This is a genomic window from Sphingomonas sp. 67-41, from assembly GCF_001899725.1.
Lineage (GTDB): Bacteria > Pseudomonadota > Alphaproteobacteria > Sphingomonadales > Sphingomonadaceae > Sphingomonas > Sphingomonas leidyi.
In genome coordinates this window covers 965753-985673 of the sequence record NZ_MKWJ01000022.1, presented here as the reverse complement: position 1 = coordinate 985673, position 19921 = coordinate 965753, and the positions used below count along the sequence as shown (strand labels likewise).

22 protein-coding genes are annotated in these 19921 nt (G+C 67.7%); 12 read left to right on the top strand and 10 right to left on the bottom strand.

Going from position 1 to position 19921, the window contains the following annotated elements; genetic code table 11:
• Positions 1 to 28: 28 nt before the first annotated feature.
• Together BGP17_RS15755 and BGP17_RS15750 are read left to right on the top strand one after the other, a co-directional pair.
• Positions 29 to 2059 carry a M13 family metallopeptidase gene (locus BGP17_RS15755; protein ID WP_286712621.1) on the top strand — a complete coding sequence of 677 codons (2031 nt, stop codon included), beginning with the start codon at positions 29 to 31 and terminating at the stop codon, positions 2057 to 2059.
• A 139-nt stretch (positions 2060 to 2198) separates the two neighbouring features.
• A complete protein-coding gene (locus BGP17_RS15750; RefSeq protein ID WP_167299634.1) occupies positions 2199 to 2870 on the top strand; it encodes a spermidine synthase in 672 nt (223 codons plus the stop codon).
• A 333-nt stretch (positions 2871 to 3203) separates the two neighbouring features.
• On the opposite strand, the gene BGP17_RS15745 is transcribed toward BGP17_RS15750, so the two are convergent.
• Together BGP17_RS15745 and BGP17_RS15740 are read right to left on the bottom strand one after the other, a co-directional pair.
• Positions 3204 to 5000 (bottom strand): peptide MFS transporter, encoded by a 1797-nt coding sequence (locus BGP17_RS15745; protein WP_286712620.1) that lies wholly within the window; start codon positions 4998 to 5000, stop codon positions 3204 to 3206.
• Positions 5001 to 5153: 153 nt separating this feature from the next.
• Complete coding sequence (locus BGP17_RS15740; RefSeq protein ID WP_286712619.1) at positions 5154 to 5465, bottom strand: hypothetical protein; 312 nt, start codon at positions 5463 to 5465, stop codon at positions 5154 to 5156.
• A 130-nt stretch (positions 5466 to 5595) separates the two neighbouring features.
• On the opposite strand from BGP17_RS15740, the gene BGP17_RS15735 reads away from it, so the two are divergent.
• Genes BGP17_RS15735 through BGP17_RS15720 form a run of 4 tightly spaced genes read left to right on the top strand, consistent with a single transcriptional unit; the run spans position 5596 to position 7513 of the window.
• Positions 5596 to 6195, top strand: a complete 600-nt coding sequence (locus tag BGP17_RS15735) for a nitroreductase family protein (protein WP_286712618.1) — start codon at positions 5596 to 5598, stop codon at positions 6193 to 6195.
• 18 nt (positions 6196 to 6213) lie between these two features.
• Positions 6214 to 6570 carry a GntR family transcriptional regulator gene (locus tag BGP17_RS15730; RefSeq protein ID WP_086128472.1) on the top strand — a complete coding sequence of 119 codons (357 nt, stop codon included), beginning with the start codon at positions 6214 to 6216 and terminating at the stop codon, positions 6568 to 6570.
• 8 nt (positions 6571 to 6578) lie between these two features.
• A complete protein-coding gene (locus BGP17_RS15725; RefSeq protein ID WP_167299638.1) occupies positions 6579 to 7220 on the top strand; it encodes a hypothetical protein in 642 nt (213 codons plus the stop codon).
• Positions 7214 to 7513: a putative quinol monooxygenase gene (locus BGP17_RS15720; protein ID WP_286712617.1), complete on the top strand. Its 300-nt coding sequence runs from the start codon at positions 7214 to 7216 to the stop codon at positions 7511 to 7513. Before BGP17_RS15725 ends, BGP17_RS15720 begins: the two co-directional genes overlap by 7 nt.
• On the opposite strand, the gene BGP17_RS15715 is transcribed toward BGP17_RS15720, so the two are convergent.
• A complete protein-coding gene (locus tag BGP17_RS15715; RefSeq protein ID WP_167299640.1) occupies positions 7510 to 8220 on the bottom strand; it encodes an alpha/beta fold hydrolase in 711 nt (236 codons plus the stop codon). The genes BGP17_RS15720 and BGP17_RS15715 overlap by 4 nt on opposite strands.
• Entirely contained in the window at positions 8217 to 8846 is a 630-nt protein-coding gene (locus tag BGP17_RS15710; RefSeq protein ID WP_286712616.1) for a TIGR02117 family protein, read from the bottom strand. Before BGP17_RS15710 ends, BGP17_RS15715 begins: the two co-directional genes overlap by 4 nt.
• Before the next feature lie 50 nt (positions 8847 to 8896).
• On the opposite strand from BGP17_RS15710, the gene phhA reads away from it, so the two are divergent.
• Positions 8897 to 9766 (top strand): phenylalanine 4-monooxygenase, encoded by an 870-nt coding sequence (gene phhA, locus BGP17_RS15705; protein WP_286712615.1) that lies wholly within the window; start codon positions 8897 to 8899, stop codon positions 9764 to 9766.
• A 118-nt stretch (positions 9767 to 9884) separates the two neighbouring features.
• On the opposite strand, the gene BGP17_RS15700 is transcribed toward phhA, so the two are convergent.
• From BGP17_RS15700 to BGP17_RS15680, 5 genes are all read right to left on the bottom strand, one after another.
• Entirely contained in the window at positions 9885 to 10859 is a 975-nt protein-coding gene (locus BGP17_RS15700) for a 50S ribosomal protein L11 methyltransferase (protein ID WP_167299643.1), read from the bottom strand.
• A complete protein-coding gene (locus BGP17_RS15695) occupies positions 10859 to 11566 on the bottom strand; it encodes a hypothetical protein (protein ID WP_286712614.1) in 708 nt (235 codons plus the stop codon). Before BGP17_RS15695 ends, BGP17_RS15700 begins: the two co-directional genes overlap by 1 nt.
• Complete coding sequence (locus BGP17_RS15690; protein WP_167299645.1) at positions 11556 to 12257, bottom strand: SDR family NAD(P)-dependent oxidoreductase; 702 nt, start codon at positions 12255 to 12257, stop codon at positions 11556 to 11558. The genes BGP17_RS15695 and BGP17_RS15690 overlap by 11 nt, the downstream gene beginning before the upstream one ends.
• A gap of 118 nt (positions 12258 to 12375) precedes the next feature.
• Complete coding sequence (locus BGP17_RS15685; protein WP_286712613.1) at positions 12376 to 13743, bottom strand: methyl-accepting chemotaxis protein; 1368 nt, start codon at positions 13741 to 13743, stop codon at positions 12376 to 12378.
• A 14-nt stretch (positions 13744 to 13757) separates the two neighbouring features.
• The gene (locus tag BGP17_RS15680) at positions 13758 to 15101 is read right to left on the bottom strand and encodes a methyl-accepting chemotaxis protein (protein WP_286712784.1); all 1344 of its coding nucleotides are present in this window, start codon (positions 15099 to 15101) and stop codon (positions 13758 to 13760) included.
• A gap of 191 nt (positions 15102 to 15292) precedes the next feature.
• On the opposite strand from BGP17_RS15680, the gene sdhC reads away from it, so the two are divergent.
• From sdhC to sdhA, 3 genes are read left to right on the top strand one after another with little or no spacing between them, the layout of a single operon-like run.
• Positions 15293 to 15718: a succinate dehydrogenase, cytochrome b556 subunit gene (gene sdhC, locus BGP17_RS15675; protein WP_167299646.1), complete on the top strand. Its 426-nt coding sequence runs from the start codon at positions 15293 to 15295 to the stop codon at positions 15716 to 15718.
• Positions 15711 to 16100 carry a succinate dehydrogenase, hydrophobic membrane anchor protein gene (sdhD, locus tag BGP17_RS15670; RefSeq protein WP_167299647.1) on the top strand — a complete coding sequence of 130 codons (390 nt, stop codon included), beginning with the start codon at positions 15711 to 15713 and terminating at the stop codon, positions 16098 to 16100. Before sdhC ends, sdhD begins: the two co-directional genes overlap by 8 nt.
• Complete coding sequence (gene sdhA / locus BGP17_RS15665) at positions 16097 to 17899, top strand: succinate dehydrogenase flavoprotein subunit (RefSeq protein WP_167300471.1); 1803 nt, start codon at positions 16097 to 16099, stop codon at positions 17897 to 17899. The genes sdhD and sdhA overlap by 4 nt, the downstream gene beginning before the upstream one ends.
• 69 nt (positions 17900 to 17968) lie before the next feature.
• Here the strand turns inward: sdhA and BGP17_RS15660 are convergent, their stop codons facing one another.
• Positions 17969 to 18181 carry a helix-turn-helix domain-containing protein gene (locus BGP17_RS15660; RefSeq protein ID WP_286712612.1) on the bottom strand — a complete coding sequence of 71 codons (213 nt, stop codon included), beginning with the start codon at positions 18179 to 18181 and terminating at the stop codon, positions 17969 to 17971.
• A 99-nt stretch (positions 18182 to 18280) separates the two neighbouring features.
• Here BGP17_RS15660 and BGP17_RS15655 point away from each other — a divergent pair, with 99 nt between their 5' ends.
• Entirely contained in the window at positions 18281 to 18832 is a 552-nt protein-coding gene (locus BGP17_RS15655) for a hypothetical protein (protein WP_286712611.1), read from the top strand.
• A 113-nt stretch (positions 18833 to 18945) separates the two neighbouring features.
• Complete coding sequence (locus BGP17_RS15650; RefSeq protein ID WP_286712610.1) at positions 18946 to 19920, top strand: C13 family peptidase; 975 nt, start codon at positions 18946 to 18948, stop codon at positions 19918 to 19920.
• Position 19921: the final 1 nt, after the last annotated feature.

Below are 19921 nucleotides of genomic sequence, written 5' to 3'. Positions count from 1 at the left end.
AACACAGTCTTTCGGGGGAATCCTCAAAATGAAGATCAGCAACATGGTGCGTCTCGCCGCCGGCGTGGCACTGCTCGCCGTCTCGCCGGCAATGGCGCAGACCGCCAAGCCGAAATATGGCAGCTTCGGCGTCGACCTCTCCGCGCAGAAGCCGGGCGTGAAGCCGGGCGACGATTTCTGGGCCTTCGCGAACGGCGGCTGGAACGACCGCGTCGAGATCGCCGCCGACCGCGCCTCGGCCGGCTTCGGCACGCTGCTCTCGATCGAGGCCGAGGCGAACGTCCGTGCGATCCTCGACGACATGGCGAAGAATCCCACCGCCTATGGCGCCTCGGGCAAGCGGGTCGGCGACTTCTATGCCAGCTGGATGGATGAGGCCGGCATCGAGAAGCTCGGCACCGCGCCGCTCAAGCCCTATCTCGCCAAGATCAACGGCGTGAACAATCTCGACGCGCTGCAGGTGCTGTTCGCCACCGTCGGCTATGCCTCGCCGGTCGAGCTGGGGATCATCCCCGACCTCGCCGATCCCACCCATTATACCGCGGTTACCGGCCAGGGCGGCCTGGGCATGCCGCGCGACTATTACCTGCTCGAAGGCGCCAAGTACGACGCGTTCCGCACGGCCTATCGCGCCTATGTCCAGAAGATCCAGGAGCTGGCGGGCATCCCCGACGCCGCCGCCAAGGCCGATGCGATCGTCGCGCTCGAGACCGCGATGGCCAAGGTCCAGTGGTCGCCGGCCGAAAGCCGCGACATCGCCAAGCTCAACGACCCGCAGACGCTGGCCGGCCTGAAGGCCAAGGCGCCGGACTTCAACTGGGCGCTGATGCTCAAGACCGCCGGTCTCGAGAGCTCGCCCAAGGTGCTGATGACGCAGAACACCGCCGTCACCGCGCTCGGCAAGCTGATGGTCGCCACGCCGCTGCAGGCCTGGAAGGACTATCTCGCCTATCGCTTCGTCAGCGACCATGCGCAGTTCCTGCCCAAGGCCTTCGACGACACCCGCTTCGCCTTTTATTCGCAGACGCTGTCGGGCGTGAAGGTGCAGCGCGAGCGCTGGAAGCGCGGCGTGCAGCTGGTCAACGGCGCGCTCGGCGAGGCGGTCGGCGCGATCTACGTCTCGAAATATTATCCGCCCGCAGCCGAGAAGCAGATGGCCGAGCTGATCGAGAATCTGCGCGGCTCCTACAAGGAGCGCATCGCCGCCTCGACCTGGATGGACGAGGCGACCAAGCAGAAGGCGCTCGCCAAGCTTGCCGCCTTCGAACCGCGCATCGGCCACCCCGACAAATATATCGACTATTCGTCGTTCAAGGTCGTCCGCGGCGACCTGCTCGGCAATGCGATGCGTTCGGGCGAGTTCCAGCACGAGCTCGAACTGTCGCGCTTCGGCAAGCCGGTCGACCGCACCCTGTGGGACATGACCCCGCAGACGGTGAACGCCTATTACAACCCGCTCTCCAACCAGATCACGTTCCCGGCCGCGATCCTGCAGCCGCCCTTCTTCGATCCCAATGCCGATCCGGCGGTGAATTATGGCGCGATCGGCGCGATCATCGGCCATGAGATGGGCCATGGCTTCGACGACCAGGGCAGCCAGTTCGGCCCGACCGGCAAGTTCGAGAACTGGTGGACCGACGGCGCCAAGAAGGCGTTCGGCGAGCGCACCGCAGCACTCGTGGCTCAGTATGACGGCTATGAGGCCATTCCCGGCACCAAGGTGCAGGGCAAGCTGACGCTCGGCGAGAATATCGGCGATCTGGGCGGCGTCGAGGCGGCATATGGCGCCTTCCAGAAATACCAGGCCGAGCATGGCAAGGCGCCGGTGATCGGCGGGTTGACCGGCGACCAGCGCTTCTTCCTGGCCTATGCCCAGGCCTGGCAGACCAAGCTGCGCGAGGACACCGCCCGCCAGCTGGCACTGACCGACCCGCATTCGCCGGCCGTGTTCCGCGTCAACGGCATCGTCCGCAACGTCGACGCCTGGTACAAGGCGTTCAACATCCAGCCGGGCGACAAACTCTACCTCGCGCCCGAGCAGCGCGTGCATATCTGGTAAGCCCCCAAGGCTTCGCCCAATGCAGCGGCCCGGCAGCGATGCCGGGCCGTTTGCGTTCCTGCGCGCGCCTTCCCGGCCCGGCGGCGATCGGGCCAAATCCTGCATTGCAACCGCATGCCCGGGCGCGGCAAAGGGGCGCATGACTCCACGCGAACTCATCGATACCGCGATCGTCCCCGGCGGGGGCGAGGCGCTGCGGCTGTTCCGCCGCGGGCGCGACTTCATGATCGTGCTCGATCGCAACGAGCTGATGTCGAGCCGGATGAGCGGTTCGGAGGAAGCGCTGGCGGTGATGAGCTGCGAGCGGCTCGACAACCCGGCGCCGCATCTGCTGATCGGTGGCTATGGCATGGGCTTCACCCTGCGCGCGGCGCAGGCGGCGCTGGGCCCGGACGCCAGGCTGACCGTCGCCGAGCTGGTGCCGGAGATCATCGCATGGGCGAAGGGGCCGATGGCCGAGCTGGCCGCCGGCTGCCTCGACGATCCGCGCGTCGACGTGGTGCTCGACGATGTCGCCGCGGTGATCGGCCGCGCGCGCGCGACCTATGACGCGATCCTGCTCGATGTCGACAACGGCCCCGACGGGCTCACCCGCGACGCCAACGACCGGCTCTATTCGCCGCGCGGGCTGCAGAAGCAATGGGAGGCGCTCAAGCCGGGCGGCGTGCTCGCCGTCTGGTCCGCCGCGCCCGACAACGCCTTTGCCCGGCGGCTGAAGGATACCGGCTTCCAGGTGGAGGAAGTCGCGGTGCGCGCACGCAGCAACGGCAAGGGCCCGCGGCACGTGATCTGGTTCGGGCGGAAGCGATAGGCACGCGGCTTCGCTACGCCCGCGTCACGATTGCAAATCCCGCAATCCAATCCCCAACCCATTGCAGTTGCGGAAAGCGCAACCCTGAACCATCTGAACATGCTGCATTGCAGCAAAGCAATGCTCGCATGAGGGTTTCACGATGTTCTCGCTTATCTCGCTCTTCCTTGCCGCGCGTCGCGAAGTCACGCTGCCGGTCGCCGTTCAGGCGCCGCGCGTCGCCGCCGACGAGCAGGCCGAGCTGCGCCTCGCCGCCTGAACGGGCGGCACCGCAGACGCAAAAAGGGGGAGCGTCGCCGCTCCCCCTTTTCGTTTGCGCGGAAGGCGCGGCGCCTATTTCACGCCGTGCATCCAGTATTTCAGCGGCCAGCTCAGCAGCAGGAGCAGCACGCCGAGGATGATCGCCGCGATCGAAATGGTGGTGAACACGTCGACATAGACGAGCAGGCTGGTCTTGAGGTTGGTCACCTGGCCACCCACCGTTTCGACGCTGGCGAACTGCGCGACGACGCCGGCGACATATTGCGCCACCGAGATCGACAGGAACCACACGCCCATCATCAACCCGACCACGCGCGCGATCGACAGCTTGGTGATCATCGACAGGCCCACCGGCGAGATGCACAGCTCGGCGAAGGAGTGGATGAAATAGAGGCCGGCGAGCCACCAGATGCCCACCTGGAAATTGGCATCGGCATATTGCGCGCCCCAGACGAGCAGCAGGAAGCCCGCCGCCACGCCGATCAGCGCGATGCCGAACTTCACCGGGATCGACGGCTCCAGCCCGCGCTTGGCCAGCGCCGTCCACAGCAGCGACATGAACGGCGCGAGCAGCACGATGAAGGCAGCGTTGAAGAACTGGGTCTGGCCCGCGGTGATGGTGAACAGCCCGAACACGGAGAGATCGGTGTTGCGGTCCGCGAACAGGGTAAGCGACGAGCCCGCCTGCTCGAACAGCGTCCAGAACACGACGTTGAAAACGATCAGCACCATCGCCGCCAGCATCATCTGGAACTCGGTCCTGCTGCCCGCGAAGAACGACCAGATCAGGATCGCCGGCACGCCGATCAGGAACGAGCCGAACAACAGCTTGCCCATCAGCGGCAGCGAAACGACATAGCCGATAAAGCCCGAGCCCGCGGCGGGCGCGGCGGAATGCATCAGGTTGACGTAGAGCAGATAGAAGAGCGGCACGACGCAGAGGGCGACCGCATAGATGATCCATTGCTGCGAATTCACACCGGGCTTGGCCGGCGGTTCGCCATAGCCGTCGAGCTTGCCGCCGTTGAACTGGATCAGCGACCACGAGATCATCATGCCGATCGCGGCGAGGCCGAAGCCCCAGCTCCAGCCATAGGCCACGGCGAGCCAGGGGCAGAGGATCTGCGAGAAGAGCGAGCCGGTGTTGATGCCCATGTAGAAGATGGTGAAGCCGCTGTCGCGTCGTCGGTCACCCTGCTCGTAGAGCTCGCCGACCATGGTGGAGATGTTCGGCTTGAAGAAGCCGTTGCCGACCGAGACCATCGACAGCGCGATCAGCATCACCATCACGTAGAAGGCATTGCGATCCGCGCCGGACTCGAACTTGCCCTTCTCGACCTTGCGCGCGACCGCACCGGCGTCGAGCAGGTCGACGCTGCCGTCGTCATTGCCCTTGATCTCGAGCTTCTTCGCCCCGTCGACGACGTAGCGGACTTCCTTGCCCTCGGCCGACTTGCCGATCGAGACTTCGTAGCGCTGGCCGTCGATCGTCGCATGGGGCTTGGCGGTGGGGCCGCCGAAGCAGAGGATCAGATAGCCCAGCGACATGACGATCGCGCCGAATTTCACCGCGCGCTTCGAACCCAGATACTGATCGGCCAGATAGCCGCCGATCAGCGGCGTGAGATAGACGAGGGCGGTATAGCCGCCATAGAGGCCGGTCGCCTCGCGATCGCCGAACATGAAATGCTGCGTGAGATAGAGCGTCAGCAGCGCGCGCATGCCGTAATAGCCGAAGCGCTCCCACATCTCGGTGGTGAACATGCGCGCCAGCTGGCGGGGATGCCCGAACCACGTCTTCTCCGCGGCGGGATTGACGTGGGTGATGTCCGGCTCTGCCGGACTATCGGCGGTTGGAGTGTCGACCATGCGGTTTATTGCCCTTTGATATCGGTTCCGGGCTCGGGGCCCGGCGCATGGGCGGCCAAACTAGACGGAATGAAGCCGCTGTAAAGCATGGGCCGGCGCGACATCGCCGCACCGGCGCCCGCCGCGCCTATCCTGCGGATCTCGGGTCCGCGCTCATTGGAGCAAGATGTTCGTGCCGGGCCGGAGGATCTGCTGAAGCACGGTGCGCGTCTTCGGGCCGTGATAGGTGAAGGGAAACGACGTGGCGCCGACCGTCGTCTGTATCTGGAACAGGATGCCCGAGGCGATGAAGCTCGAACAGGGACGGGGCAGCGCGGTGGCGATGCTGAGCGTCCCGCTCGTCCCCTGGCCCCAGCTGACGCTGCGCACCATGTTCATGACGGCGCCCAGCGCATGGGCCTGCGCTCCCTCCGGATGCTCATGGCCGTCGCCATGCATATCCTTCGAGGTTTCTTGTTGAGACATGACCGCGAGACTCCCGGACAGGTTCGTACCGGCGGCGATCTGAGCACCTTCATCGTTGCGCAGTCGAATCCTTTCTGGTCCGCGACGGTGGCGTTTGCGCGCGCGCCTTCCACTCCCTAGATGCCCGGCCATGGTCCTGAACGATAGCTCCAGCCTGCTCGCCCATCTCCGCACCCGCCGCTCGGGCAAGCCTCGCGACATGGCCGGGCCCGGGCCCAGCCCGGAGCAGCTCGACGCGATGATCGAGATCGCCGCCCGCACGCCCGATCACGGCAAGCTCTTCCCCTGGCGCTTCGTGATCGTGCCCAAGACGGCGCGGGCCGCGCTGGGCGAGAAGCTCGTCGCGATATTGCGCAGCGAGAAGGCGGACTGCACCGCACGCGACGAGGAGGCGGCGATCCAGTTCGCCACTCAGGCGCCGGCGCTGGTGGTGGTGCTCTCCGCGCCCGTGGTGCCGCACAAGATTCCGGCATGGGAACAGGAGCTCTCCGCCGGCGCGGCCTGCATGAACCTGCTCCATGCCGCGCATGCCCTGGGCTTCGCCGGCGGCTGGCTGACCGGCTGGGCCGCCTATTCGGATGCCGTGCGCGACCTGTTCGGCGAAGCGCCGCAGAAGGTCGCGGGATTCGTCTTCATCGGCACCCCTGCCGCGCCGCTGGAGGAGCGCCCCCGGCCGTCACTGTCCGAAATCGCACATAAGTGGAATCCGGGGTATGGACCCGCTGCCTGATTGGTGTATTATGGCAGCATGACAGCGCTAGAGCACGAGGACAGCCCGGTCTACCTCAAGCTGCGCGCCAGCATCGCCGCGGCGATCCTGCGCGGGCAATACCGGGCAGGGGATCAGCTTCCGTCGGTGCGCGCGCTGGCGGCCGAGCACGGCGCCAATCCGCTCACGGTGGCCAAGGCCTATCAGAGCTTCCAGGACGACGGCTATGTCGAGGTCCGGCGCGGCGTCGGCATGTTCGTGCTGCCGGGCGCGGTGGAGAAGCTGCGCATCGCCGAGCGCGAGCGCTTCCTCACCGGCTATTGGCCGCGGGTGAAGGAGCATATCGCGCTCCTCGGCCTCGACGCCCGGGAATTGTTCGACCGCGAAACCGTCTGAACCGGACGATGGCCCGCTGGCCCGGCGCGCGCGCGCTGCCGTTCATCGCCGCGCTCTCCTGGCTCTGTCTGGGCGCGCACGAGCTGGCGCATCACCTGACCGGCCGCATCGTCTGCGGCGCCTGGGGCGGCATGACGCTGGCCACCTTCACCTTGCCCGAGACATGCCCGGATTCGGCCGCCTGGATCGCGGCGCTGGCCGGACCGGCGCTGAGCTGGCTGCTGATCTATGCCGGCGTCGCGCTGCGCGGGCAGCTGGGCCTGTTCCTGATCTTCGCCAACCTGCCGCTCGCGCGCATCGTCACCGTGGCGACGGGCGGCGGCGACGAGCGGATCATCGGCAAGGCGCTGTTCGGCGAAGCCCTCGCCTTTCCCGCGATGGTGGCGATCACGATGGCGCTCGCGCTGCCGCCGCTGATCCTCGCCTGGGGCCGCTTGCCCCGGCGGCACCGGCTGGCGGGCTTCGCGGCGCTCCTGGTGCTGCCGCTGTTGTGGGATCTGCTCTTCAAGCGCATGGCGATGGGCGCGTTGCTGCCCGCCGACCCGGTGTGGAACGGCGTACCGGCCGTGATCCTCGCCAGCCATCTCGTCGCGGCGGTGCTCCTGATCCTCACCTGGCCGCGCACCGCGACGGAGCGGTTTCCATGCTGATCATCACCGGCACCTTCCGCCTGCCGCCCGCCAATCTCGACACGGCGCGGCCGGTGATGGCGGCGATGGTCGCGGCGAGCCGTGCGGAGCCCGGCTGCCTGCGCTACAGCTATGGCGAGGACGTGCTCGATCCCGGGCTGATCCATGTGACCGAGCATTGGGCGGACCAGGCCTCGCTGGCGGCGCATGGAGCGAGCCCGCACATCCGGGAATGGCGCGCGACCTGGCCCGGGCTAGGCATCGGCGCGCGCGACCTGACGCTGTTCGAGGCAGGTGCCGGCCGGCCGATCTAGGCCCAGCCTCCCAATATCTCCGCCACGGCGCGAAGCACCTGCGGCTTCATCTGGACGAACAGATGGCTGCTGCGCACCTCGAGCGCACGGCACGCCGCGTCGTTGCCTTCGCGGCAGATCAGCCCGTTCACGAAGCCGTCGCTGCGGCTCCAGATCGCGGCGCTCGGCATGGGCAGCGGGCGCGCGGCCTCGGCCAGCCGCTCCACCACTGCCGGATCGGCGATCTTCTCGCCGGTGAGCAGTTGGAAGGGGCGCCAGACATTGGTGGCGCTGGGCGGTCCGGCAAAGGGCGAGCTGATGGTGAGCACCGCGCGCACCAGATCGGGGCGGCGATGCGCGACGATGCGGCTCATCACGCCGCCGAGCGAGACGCCGATCAGCGTGACCTTCCCACCGGTCTCGCGCTGGATCTCCTCGACTCGGGCGATCAGCTTCTCGCACTCCGGCCCGACGGTGCGCACGCCGAAATTGCGGCCGAGCCGCCAGGGATAGGGACGATAGCCGAGCCGGCCCAGCATGGCGCGCAGCACGAAGTTGGAGCGATCGGTGTTGCACAGGCCCGGCGACACCAGCACCGGCCGGCCGTCGCCCCGGGCGAGCCCGGCGAGGCGGAAACGGGCGAGTTCGGCCAGGGTCATCGCGGCACGGGCCGGTTCGAGCGCAAGGGCAAGGCGGGGCGGCGGCTCGGCGGCCGTGCGCGGGATCATAGCCACAGCATCACGCCCCAGGGCAGCGGCGTCCAGATACCCATCCGCACGCCCGCCTCGCGCAAGCCCCCGCCCGTCCATTCGTTGCAGGTACGGAGCGCGCTATAGCCGCCCTTGGCCGAATAGAAGGCGTCGCGCGTGCCATAGCCGCGCACCACCGGCCCGGCGGCAAAGGTGCCGCGGACATAGGCGACCAGCCGGCGATATTCCTCGGGCCGGAGCAGCACCGCGCGCACCGATCCGTCCGCGCGCGGCTCGGGCACATGCTCGACGTGGAGCACGGTCGATCCGGCGCCGGCCATTGCCTTGGCGGTGCGCCACAGGTTGATGTCGCGCCACCGGGCGGTGTGGAGGTAGAAATCGCGATTGCCCCAGCCGATGGCGAGATAGGGCTCGGCACCGTAGCGGGGATCGGCCAGATGCTCGGGCCGGGCGATGTCGCGGAAGGCGGCGGCGGGCAGGATCAGGTCGGTGTGCGCGCCATTGTCTGCCACATAGATGCGCACGCCCGTCGCAGGCGGCGCGCGCCCGCTGTTGGTGGCGAACCCGGCGCCCAGCGCCGCGGCGGCGAGATAGAGGACCACAGGCAGCACCAGCGATCCGATCAGTCGTACGAGAACCCGCAACCGGCCATCCCCCATTTCGCACCTGCACCATGGCATGCTATGCTATTTTCATGGCTCAAGACACGCATGTGCTCGATCGCCCGCCCGAGGGTGCATCGGCCGACTGGACGATCCCGCAGAACTGGCAGGCCTATACGGCCGAAGAGCATGCGACCTGGGACAGGCTCTATGCGCGCCAGGCCAAGCTGCTGCCGGGCCGGGCGAGCAATGCCTATCTGAAGGGCCTCGACGCGCTGCGCCTTTCCGAATCGGGCATTCCGAACTTCGAGGAGCTGAGCGAGCGGCTGATGAAGCTCACCGGCTGGCAAGTGGTCGCAGTGCCCGGGCTGGTGCCCGACGATGTGTTCTTCGATCACATGGCCAATCGCCGCTTCGTCGCCGGCAACTTCATCCGCCGGCCCGACCAGCTCGACTATATCCAGGAGCCGGACGTCTTTCACGACGTGTTCGGCCATGTGCCGATGCTCGCCGATCCTGTGTTCGCCGACTATCTCGAGGCCTATGGCCGCGGCGGCAACCGGGCGCTCGAGCTGGGCGCGCTGAAGCAGCTCGGCCGGCTCTATTGGTACACGGTGGAGTTCGGGCTGGTCCGCGAGGACGGCGACCTGCGCATCTATGGCGCCGGCATCGTCTCGTCCTTCGCCGAAAGCGTGTTCGCGCTGGAAAGCGCCAGCCCCAACCGCATCGGCTTCGACCTGAAGCGCGTGATGCGCACCGATTATCGGATCGACGACTTCCAGCAGAATTATTTCGTCATCCCGAGCTATGCCGAACTGCTGCGCGCCACGGTGGAGACCGATTTCGCGCCGCTCTACGACGAGATTCTCCGCCAGCCGGACATCCCGATCGCCGAGATCCTGCCGGGGGACGACGTGGTCACCCGCGGCACCCAGGAATATGCGCGGTCGAAGGCCTCCTAGGGTCGAGGCTCGTTCGGCGAACCCCGTCACCCCCGCTCGGGCGGGGATGGCGAACGAAATCAAGGTCTTGATCGAGATTTGATCCCGGCGCCCCTCCGCAGGGCGGGGGAAAGGATCGTCACCAGCTCCCGAACCCCGGCGCCTCACCCTTGCCGCGGCTCAGCCGGGTCACCCGTTCCGTCCCATAGCGCACCCGCTTCGTCAGCGTCAGCGTCGGCCAGTCGCCGCGATCGGCGCGGTGGACCAGGCGCAGGCCCTGGCGGCGATAGGCCTGGGCCACCGTCTCGGCCTGCCCCGCCAGCAGCCCCGCCAGAATCAGCGTGCCCCCCTCGGCCAGCACCGCGCCGATGCTCGGCGCCAGCTCGACCAGCGGGCCGGCAAGGATGTTGGCGATGACCAGGTCATAGGGCGCGCGGCCGATCAGCAGCGGATGCTCGACGCCCGCCGCGGCGGCCAGCGCCAGCGCGCCCTGCCCGCCGCCCAGCCTGATGCCGTTGCGCTCGGCATTCTCGGCAGTGACCGCGACTGCGCGCGCATCGATATCCGACGCCGTGGCATAGGCGCGCGGCCAGAGATGGAGTGCCGCGAAGGCGAGCAGGCCGGTGCCGGTGCCGAGATCGAGGACGTTCTCGAAGCGCTTGCCCTCCTGCTTCAGCCGGTCGAGCGCGAGCAGGCAGCCCGAAGTGGTCGCGTGCGTGCCGGTGCCGAAGGCGAGGCCGGCATCGATGCGGAAGGCCGTGGCACCTTCGGGCACCTTGCCCTTGTTGGTAGCGGTATGGACGTAGAAGCGGCCGGCATGGACCGGCTCGATCCCGGCCTGGCTGAGCGTCACCCAATCGGCGTCGCGGATCTTCTCGGCGACCGCCTTCACGCCCTTCGCGCTCGGCACCAGGGCGCGCACCGCGTCGAGCGCGGCGCTGTTGGGCTTCGATTCGAAGAAAGCCTCGAGCTGCCAATGGTCGGGATCGTCCTCGATCCGCTCGCTGGTCAGCAGCACGGGCATCGGCTCGATGCCGAACAGTGCCTCGTCATCGGCATCGATCGCCTCCGCTTCGGCGCGGGTGCAGGGCAGGATGAGCTTCCAGCTCGACATCAATCGATCTCCACGGGACGCGCGACGACCACCTTGAGATCGGGGATCTCGATCGCGCGATATTGCAGCTTGCGGCCCTGGCGCATCAGCAGCGCGAGGCGGGTCGGGCTCTGCATCCAGGCCTTGTCGATCCCGTCTACCCCGGCGAGCAGATAGGCCTGGCGCCCGGTGGCGAGATTGCCGACCAGCACATCCTGACCCGTGCCATCGGCGGCGCGGACGCGGAACACATAATAAGCGAGCGGGGCCTTTTGCGTGTCCACGCCTTCCTCCCCCGCACCGGCCATCGCCGGCAGATACTCGCGGGAGAGGATCCGGCGGCCATTGTCCGGCAGCAGCTTGCGACTGGCGCCGCTCGCCTTGTCGAGCAGGATCACGTTGCGCTCGTCCGGGGCGCCCCCGCCCGAATAGGAGCCGGCATCGCCGCGCCGGATCGAGGAATCGGTGGCGATCACGATCTCCTGCGCGTTGGTGCCGTGCAGCGGATTGACCGCCGCGACGGCGAAGACTTCCTTGGCGGCCTTGGCCTCGACCTGCGCCGGAGCATCGGCATTGCCCCGCCCGCGCGTGAGCATCATGCCGCCGACCAGGACCACCGCCAGGATCACGATGCCCGCCCCGACCACGGCCAGCGCGCCGACGAGGAGCCCGCCGACGAAGGGCGGGCGCGCGGCCAGGGGGAGCCGGGGCCCGGGGCTATCGGACATAGCTCGCCCCGTTGATGTCGAGCACTGCCCCGGTCATCGAGGGCGGCGCGGCAAGCGCGCAGAAACGGGCGAGCACGGCCACTTCGTCGGCGTCCGCCACCCGGCCGAGCGGGATGTCCGCGAGCAGCTTCTCGCCGCCGCGGCTGGCGAGATAGTCGTCGGCCATGCCGGTCATGGTGAAGCCCGGGCAGATCGCGAAGGCGAGGATGCCGCTGCGCGCATAGCCCCGGGCGATGCTCTTGGTCATGCCGACCATGCCCGCCTTGGACGCGGCATAGTGCCAGTGCGCCGGGCTGTCGCCGCGATAGGCGGCGCGGCTCGCCATGTTGACGATGCGCCCGGGACGCCCCCCGGCCTGCCAGTGGCAGATGGCGAGGCGGCAGAGTTCGGCCGAAGCGGTGAGGTTGACGCGCATCGTCCGCTCCCAGTTCGCTACCCAGTCGTCATGCTCGATGTCGAGCGGATTGCTCTCGAACACCCCGGCATTGTTGATGAGCACGTCGATCCGCCCGTCCAGCGCATCGAGCGCCTGGTCCCACAGGGCCCTGGGCGCCGCCGGATCGGCGAAATCGGCGGGTATGCCGCTCCTGGTGCCCTGCCCGATCAGGCGAACCGCGTCGTTCCGGAAGCTGTCGGCGATCGCGGCGCCGATGCCGCGGCTCGCGCCGGTGAGGAGAATGTGGGTGGCCATGCGCCTGCCTAGCCGCTTCGCCCTGTCCCCGCCATCCCCGCGAAGGCGGAGGACCAGAGCAGCAAGTGCTGTCCCGCTTGCCCCTGGAGCCCTGCCTTCGCGGGAATGACGAAGCGCTTCAGGCAGCGACGCTGCTGGAGAAACTGTCCGCGGCAGCGCGCAGCTTGTGGAGACGATCGTCGACTTCGGCCACGTCCTTCTGGAGCGTGTCGATCTCATGGGTGACCGACTTGGTATCCTCGCGGATGGCGCCGATGGTGGCGGACATGGAGTCTGCGGCAAGCGCCGTCTCGTCGACCGCGGCGGTGATCGCGGTGACGGTCTGCGCCTGGACTTCCATCGCGACGCGGATGCGGTTGGCGCTTTCCTGCACCTCGCTCACCGTCGAGCGGATCGAGGCATTGGTCTCCACCGTGCTCCGCGTCGCCGACTGGATCGCCGCGATCTTCGCCGCGATGTCGTCCGTCGCCCGCGCCGTCTGGTTCGCCAGGCTCTTCACTTCCTGCGCCACCACTGCGAAGCCGCGCCCGGCATCGCCCGCCCGCGCCGCCTCGATCGTCGCGTTCAGCGCCAGCAGGTTCGTCTGCCCGGCAATGTCGCGGATCAGCCCCAGGATCGATTCGATCGACTTGGCATGATCGCTCAGCGCCTCGCTCATCCCCACCGCGTCGGTCGCCTGCGACGACGCACGCGTCGCGATCCCCGCCGCAGCTTCCACTTCCATCCGCGCATCCTCGATCGCCCGGATCAGCCCCGCCGCCGTCTGCGCCGCCTCGCGCATCGCAACCGCAGACTGTTCCGCCGCCGCCGCAACTTCCGATGCCTTGCCCAGCATCCCGCGCGCCGAGCCCGAGGCGCCCTGTGCCTGCACCCGGATGCGATTGGCGAGGCCGGTCGCGCCTTCGATCGATTCGGAGATGCTGGCCTTGAACTGCAGCGAGCGATCGCGGCGCGCCTGATCGGCCTGGGCGGCATCGCGCGCGCCGAGATGGCCGGCCATCAGATCGGCCTCCGCCATCGCCATGCGCTGCACCACGTCGCACAGCCGGGCGAGCCTTTCCCCGTCGTTCGGCAGCGCCTCGCCCAATGCGCGCATCGTCTCGCTGTGCGCGAAGGAAAAGGCCGCGACCAGTGCCGGCAGGGAGATCCCGGCCTGATAGGTCTCGACGGCGTAGCTGCACACCATCTCGACCCATTCCTCGCTGAAGGGCTTCTCGAACTTGACCGTGCCGTAGCGGGCACCGCGGGCGACCTGCTCCTCATAGCCCTTGGGATCGTCGAGAATCCTGCGCATCGGCAGGCTCGTCGGCATCGCCTTGAAGTGGCGCCAGAACGCTTCCGCGATCTCGCGCTGGCGATGGCCGATCAGCGCGACGATCTCGCGGCAGCCGGTCTCGATCAGGCCGTCCCAATCATATTCGCGGCGGTGGTCCTCCACCGTGCGGGTGCCTCCGCTCCAGCGGCCGGGCTTGCGGGTTCCTACCATCTCGTATCTCCCCCTCAGGCCGCGACCTTGGCAATGAAATCGCTGGCGCTGCCCTTCAGGCTGCCCAGCTGGCCCTCCAGCGCCGCAAAGCCCTGGCCCACCCGATCGATCTCGCTCGCCACGGCCTCGGTATCCTCGCGGATGGCGCCGATGGTGGCGGACATGGAGTCTGCGGCAAGCGCCGTCTCGTCGACGGCGGCAGTGATCGCGGTGACGGTCTGCGCCTGGACTTCCATCGCGACGCGGATGCGATTGGCGCTTTCCTGCACCTCGCTCACCGTCGAGCGGATCGAGGCATTGGTCTCCACCGTGCTCCGCGTCGCCGACTGGATCGCCGCGATCTTCGCCGCGATGTCGTCCGTCGCCCGCGCCGTCTGGTTCGCCAGGCTCTTCACTTCCTGCGCCACCACTGCGAAGCCGCGCCCGGCATCGCCCGCCCGCGCCGCCTCGATCGTCGCGTTCAGCGCCAGCAGGTTCGTCTGCCCGGCAATGTCGCGGATCAGCCCCAGGATCGATTCGATCGACTTGGCATGATCGCTCAGCGCCTCGCTCATCCCCACCGCGTCGGTCGCCTGCGACGACGCACGCGTCGCGATCCCCGCCGCAGCTTCCACTTCCATCCGCGCATCCTCGATCGCCCGGATCAGCCCCGCCGCCGTCTGCGCCGCCTCGCGCATCGCAACCGCGGACTGTTCCGCCGCCGCCGCAACTTCCGATGCCTTGCCCAGCATCCCGCGCGCGGAAGCCGAAGTATGGCTGGCCTGGACGCGCAGCTGCTCGCCCTCGCGCGAGGCGCGCTGGACGGTGCCGCCGATCGAATCGCGAAAATCCTCGGCAAGCCGGTCGCGCGCGGCCTGGGCGCTGTGCTCGCGGTACATGTTGTAGATCTCGACCGTGATGTCGCCTTCGAGCGCGGAGAGCCGCATCAGCGTATCGATCAGGCCGGCGAGTCGCTGGTCCTCGGTGCCGACGCGGCGGATCAGTATCTCGAGCGCCACCCGGTCGCTCGCGCTGATCATCGAGAGCAGCGCCATCGGCGGCACGTTCGCGGCATAGGCCGCCGCGACCGAGCGCTCGATCGACTCGATCCAGGCGCGGCCCTCGGCGTCGAGGAAGCGGTTCCTGAGGAAGACGACGCCGAGATCGATCATCTTCTGGGTATCGTCGGGCGCCCAGCTGCGCTCGTCGGCGAAGCAGCGCAGCCATTGCTGCCAATAGGCCTCCGAGACCGCGCGAATCTCCGGCTCCAGCGCTTCCCAGGCGGCGCGGCCCGAAGCGGCGAGCGAGCCTTCGAAATCGAAGATGCGAAGCCGGGCGCGCACGTCGATGCGGGCGGCCGTGGAGCCCGGTGCCGGCAGATCCTCAAGCGAAACGGCGTTGGTCACGAAACTTGTCCCCTTTGCGGCCGCGGGACGATCGGCCACTTGCTCCGGGATATGCCGGCGAAGTGGTTAAGGCGGGGTTAGCCAAGCCGGATGCCGTGCATGCCAGCTTGCATCCGGCGGCATCGGGATTAAGGAGACGGCACCGACCGAGGAAGGACATAATCTTGGCCAATGTGCGCAACGAAGCGCGACCGCTGTCGCCGCATCTGTCGATCTGGAAATGGGGGCCCTCCATGGCGGTCTCCATCACCCACCGCGTCACCGGCAGCGGCATGGCGACCGTCGGGACGATCCTGTTCGTCTGGTGGCTGGTCGCCCTCGCCTCGGGCCCGGCGGCCTATGCGGCGTTCCTCGACCTGTTCACGGTCAAGTCCGGCGCGCTCAACATCGCCGGCTATGTCTTCGGCATCGGCCTGACCCTGTCCTTCTTCCAGCACATGAGCTCGGGCATCCGCCACCTGTTCCTCGACCAGGGCGCCAATTTCGAGCTCAAGGCCAACAAGACCACCGCGACGCTGACCTATGTCGCTGCGGTTCTCCTCACCGCGGCCTTCTGGGCCTATATCATCTGGGGGAAGACCAATGGGTAACGGCACCAGCATCGGCAAGGTCCGCGGCCTCGGCTCGGCGCATGAAGGCGCGCATCACTGGTGGCATCAACGGCTCACCGCCGGCGCCAACCTGATCCTGACCCTGTGGTTCGTGCTCAGCATCGCATTGCTGCCGGCCTATGACTTCGAGACCGCACGCCACTGGATCGCCCAGACCCAGGTCGCCGTGCCGCTGATCCTGCTGGTCCTCACCACTTTCTATCACTTCCGCCTCGGCCTGCAGGTGGTGATCGAGGATTATCAGCACGACGAGACGCACATCGTGCTGATGGTGCTGCTCAACTTCTTCACGCTGGCGGCGGGCACCACCGCCATCTTCTCGATCCTCAAGATCGCCTTCACGGCGGGAGCAGCGCTCTGATGTCCGCGTACAAGATCATCGATCACACCTATGACGCGGTGGTGGTCGGCGCCGGCGGCTCGGGCCTGCGCGCCACCATGGGCTGTGCCGAGGCGGGCCTCAAGACCGCCTGCATCACCAAGGTGTTCCCGACCCGCAGCCACACCGTGGCGGCGCAGGGCGGCATCGCCGCGAGCCTGGGCAACAACACGCCCGACCACTGGTCGTGGCACATGTTCGACACCGTCAAGGGCTCGGACTGGCTCGGCGACCAGGATGCGATCGAATATATGGTCCGCGAGGCGCCCGCCGCGGTCTATGAGCTCGAGCATGCCGGCGTGCCGTTCAGCCGCAACGACAACGGCACGATCTACCAGCGCCCGTTCGGCGGCCATATGCAGAACATGGGCGAAGGCCCTCCCGTGCAGCGCACTTGCGCGGCGGCCGATCGCACCGGCCACGCCATGCTCCACGCGCTCTACCAGCAGAGCCTGAAATACGACGCGGACTTCTACGTCGAATATTTCGCGCTCGACCTGATCATGGAGAACGGCGCCTGCCGCGGCGTGATCGCGCTGTGCATGGAAGACGGCTCGATCCACCGCTTCCGCAGCCATGCCGTCGTCCTCGCGACGGGCGGCGGCGGCCGGGTCTACCAGTCGGCGACGTCGGCGCACACCTGCACCGGCGACGGCAACGGCATGGCGCTGCGCGCCGGCATCGCGCTGCAGGACATGGAGTTCGTCCAGTTCCACCCGACCGGCATCTACGGCGCCGGCGTGCTGATCACCGAGGGCGCGCGCGGCGAGGGCGGCTACCTCACCAACTCCGAGGGCGAGCGCTTCATGGAGCGCTATGCCCCTTCGGCCAAGGACCTTGCCAGCCGCGACGTGGTCGCGCGCTCGATGGCGATGGAGATCCGCGAGGGCCGCGGCGTCGGCAAGGAGAAGGATCACATCTTCCTTCACCTCAACCACATCGATCCGAAGATCCTGCACGAGCGCCTGCCGGGCATCACCGAGACCGGCAAGATCTTCGCCGGCGTCGACCTGACCCGCCAGCCGCTGCCGGTGGTGCCGACCGTGCACTATAACATGGGCGGCATCCCGACCAATTATCACGGCGAAGTCGTCCACAACAAGGACGGCGATCCGGATGCCGTGATCCCCGGCCTGTTCGCGGTCGGCGAAGCGGCCTGCGTGTCGGTGCACGGCGCCAACCGCCTGGGCTCCAACTCGCTGATCGACCTGGTCGTGTTCGGCCGCGCCACGGGCCTGCGCCTCAAGGAGCTGCTCAAGCCCGGCATGAAGCACAACGAGCTGCCCAAGGGCTCGGAGGAGTTCGCGCTCGGCCGCCTCGATCACTTCCGGAACGCCAAGGGTTCGCGCCCGACCGCGGAGGTCCGCGCCGACATGCAGAAGACGATGCAGCGCCACTGCGCCGTGTTCCGCGACAGCGCGCTGCTCGCCGAGGGCGTCGGCCACATGCAGGAAGTGTACAAGGGCTTCCAGGACGTGGGCATCCAGGACCGCTCGCTGATCTGGAACACCGACCTGGTGGAGACGCTGGAGCTCGACAACCTGATCGGCCAGGCCGTCGTCACCATCGAGTGCGCCGCCAACCGCAAGGAAAGCCGCGGCGCGCACATGCACGAGGACTTCCCCGAGCGCGACGACAAGAACTGGATGAAGCACACCGTCGCCACCTTCGAAGGCTGGGGCGGCAAGGGCGGAAAGACCGAGATCGATTACCGCCCGGTCCACGACTACACGCTCACCGACGAGATCGAGTACATCAAGCCGAAGAAGCGGGTGTATTGATCCTTCCATCCAAGGTTCGAAGGGCTCGTTCGCCAGGTGCGAACGGGCCCTTTTCCTATCCGGTCGCGACTAGGCCGCCTTCCCGAACCGCTCGACCTTGATATCCTCGGCATGCGCGCGAACGCTCGCCAACGCATACGCACTCTGCATGCGGAGCAGCGCATCTGCCTTCACCCCGAACGCTTTCTCGAACCGGATCGGCATTTCGGCCGGCAAGCCCTTCGACCTGCCCGTTTCGACAAGGCTCGACAGCGCCTTGTGCCGGATCGCCTCGATCAGCACTTGCGCAAAATGGGGACATGGCCGTCAAGCGTCACTTCACATTCATTCGCTTGACACCGCCCCTGCCGCCACGAGAGTGCGCGGCATGGGGGCACATCGATGAGCGGGTTCGAATTCAGCTTTTCCCTGTTCGGCCTGCTGCTCGGCCTTGCCCTGGCCGAGGGGCTGGGCGGGCTCTCGCGCGCACTCAAGGCGCGGCACGAGGTGCGGATCGGCTGGGCGACCGCGCTGCTCGGCATCTTCGTATCGTGCGACGTCGTCACCTTCTGGATGTATGGCTGGACGCTGCGCGACCTGCTCAAGCTTAGCTGGCCGATGCTGTTCGGCGGCTTTCTCGTCACTGCCAGCTACTATGTCGCCGTCTCGCTGATCTTCCCGAGCGACTTCGCCGAATGGCCCGACCTCAATGCCTATTTCGACAAGCATTACCGCAAGGTGATGGGCGCCGTCCTACTCTGCAACGTCGCGCTGATGGCTACGACCGTCGCGCTGTTGGGCCCGAAGGGCATGTTCACCGTTCGGGTAATCGTCCTCACATGGTCCTTCTTTCCGATCTCGCTGGTCGCGATCTCCGTCAGGAACCGGCATATCGTGATGGCCTGCCTGATCTGGCTGATCGCACTCTATCCGCTCGCCGCCATCTGGCATTGAGGCCGGGCGCTCCCCAGATGTCGTGACGGGACGGGATTTCCGTCCCCGCTTGACACCGCTCCCGCACCCGCGAGAGTGAGGCGTTAACGATCTCCGGGGGGTTCGGGCCTGCCATGCGTATCGCGTTCGCCATCCTCGCGGCGGCTGCCGCGCTCGCCGTCACGCCCGCTACGGCCCAGTATCGCGCGCCGGAGCACAAGGCGGAATGGCCCGGGATGGTCTCGGGCAGCGATGGCATCGAGGGGCTCGATCCCGGCCCCGAGCTGCAGCGCGGGCGATCGGCCAGGGCAATGCTCGCCGATGCCCGCAAGCTGAACGTCGCGCTCGCCGCGCTCCAGCCGCAGCGCAAGGCACTGGTCGACGCCTATGTCGTCTCGGTCGCGCTCGACAGCGATCCGGTGTTCGTGCGCGAGGCGCGCGAGGCGGGCAAGGTGCTCTCGCGCCGCTTCGATGCCGCCGGGCGCACCATCGTGCTCGCCGGCAGCACCGGCACCATGCCGAGCGAATTGCCGAACGGCTCGCTGACCAGCCTCACGCTCGCGCTCGCCCGGGTCGCCGAAGTGATGGACAGGGAGCAGGACGTCCTCGTCCTCTACACCACCAGCCACGGCGCCAAGGTAGGCATCGCCTATCATGACGGCGACGAGGGCTATGGCGTCCTGAGTCCCAGGCGGCTCCAGGCGCTGCTCGACGAACTCGGCATCCGGAATCGCGTGCTGATCCTCTCGGCCTGCTATTCGGGCATCTTCGTGGGGCCGCTGTCCAGCCCCGACACCGCATTGTTCACCGCCGCCTCCTCCGACCGGCCGAGCTTCGGCTGCCAGGCCGACAATGACTGGACCTTCTTCGGCGACGCGATGATCAACCATGCGCTGCGCAAGAACCAGCCGCTCGAAAAGGCGTCGGACGAAGCGCGGATGATGATCGGCGAATGGGAGGGTGCGGCGCGGGTGCCGCCCTCCAATCCGCAGGTGGCGATCGGCGATCATGTCGCGACCTGGCTGGCGCCGCTCGAGGCGCGCATGCCCCAGACCGATACGCCCCCCGTCGGCCGCCCGGCGACCGACGCGCTCAAGGCCGGCGGATGAG

What these genes read in the sequence shown, in the direction of transcription:
- BGP17_RS15720 (WP_286712617.1), top strand. Translation starts at nt 7,214, where the DNA reads ATGCTGATCATCACCGGCACCTTCCGCCTGCCGCCCGCCAATCTCGAC.
- BGP17_RS15690 (WP_167299645.1), bottom strand. Translation starts at nt 12,257, where the DNA reads ATGGCCACCCACATTCTCCTCACCGGCGCGAGCCGCGGCATCGGCGCC.
- BGP17_RS15745 (WP_286712620.1), bottom strand. Translation starts at nt 5,000, where the DNA reads ATGGTCGACACTCCAACCGCCGATAGTCCGGCAGAGCCGGACATCACC.
- phhA (WP_286712615.1), top strand. Translation starts at nt 8,897, where the DNA reads ATGGCTCAAGACACGCATGTGCTCGATCGCCCGCCCGAGGGTGCATCG.
- BGP17_RS15700 (WP_167299643.1), bottom strand. Translation starts at nt 10,859, where the DNA reads ATGTCGAGCTGGAAGCTCATCCTGCCCTGCACCCGCGCCGAAGCGGAG.
- BGP17_RS15730 (WP_086128472.1), top strand. Translation starts at nt 6,214, where the DNA reads ATGACAGCGCTAGAGCACGAGGACAGCCCGGTCTACCTCAAGCTGCGC.
- BGP17_RS15715 (WP_167299640.1), bottom strand. Translation starts at nt 8,220, where the DNA reads ATGATCCCGCGCACGGCCGCCGAGCCGCCGCCCCGCCTTGCCCTTGCG.
- BGP17_RS15685 (WP_286712613.1), bottom strand. Translation starts at nt 13,743, where the DNA reads ATGGTAGGAACCCGCAAGCCCGGCCGCTGGAGCGGAGGCACCCGCACG.
- BGP17_RS15750 (WP_167299634.1), top strand. Translation starts at nt 2,199, where the DNA reads ATGACTCCACGCGAACTCATCGATACCGCGATCGTCCCCGGCGGGGGC.
- BGP17_RS15755 (WP_286712621.1), top strand. Translation starts at nt 29, where the DNA reads ATGAAGATCAGCAACATGGTGCGTCTCGCCGCCGGCGTGGCACTGCTC.
- BGP17_RS15655 (WP_286712611.1), top strand. Translation starts at nt 18,281, where the DNA reads ATGAGCGGGTTCGAATTCAGCTTTTCCCTGTTCGGCCTGCTGCTCGGC.
- BGP17_RS15735 (WP_286712618.1), top strand. Translation starts at nt 5,596, where the DNA reads ATGGTCCTGAACGATAGCTCCAGCCTGCTCGCCCATCTCCGCACCCGC.
- BGP17_RS15740 (WP_286712619.1), bottom strand. Translation starts at nt 5,465, where the DNA reads ATGTCTCAACAAGAAACCTCGAAGGATATGCATGGCGACGGCCATGAG.
- BGP17_RS15695 (WP_286712614.1), bottom strand. Translation starts at nt 11,566, where the DNA reads ATGTCCGATAGCCCCGGGCCCCGGCTCCCCCTGGCCGCGCGCCCGCCC.
- sdhD (WP_167299647.1), top strand. Translation starts at nt 15,711, where the DNA reads ATGGGTAACGGCACCAGCATCGGCAAGGTCCGCGGCCTCGGCTCGGCG.
- BGP17_RS15650 (WP_286712610.1), top strand. Translation starts at nt 18,946, where the DNA reads ATGCGTATCGCGTTCGCCATCCTCGCGGCGGCTGCCGCGCTCGCCGTC.
- BGP17_RS15725 (WP_167299638.1), top strand. Translation starts at nt 6,579, where the DNA reads ATGGCCCGCTGGCCCGGCGCGCGCGCGCTGCCGTTCATCGCCGCGCTC.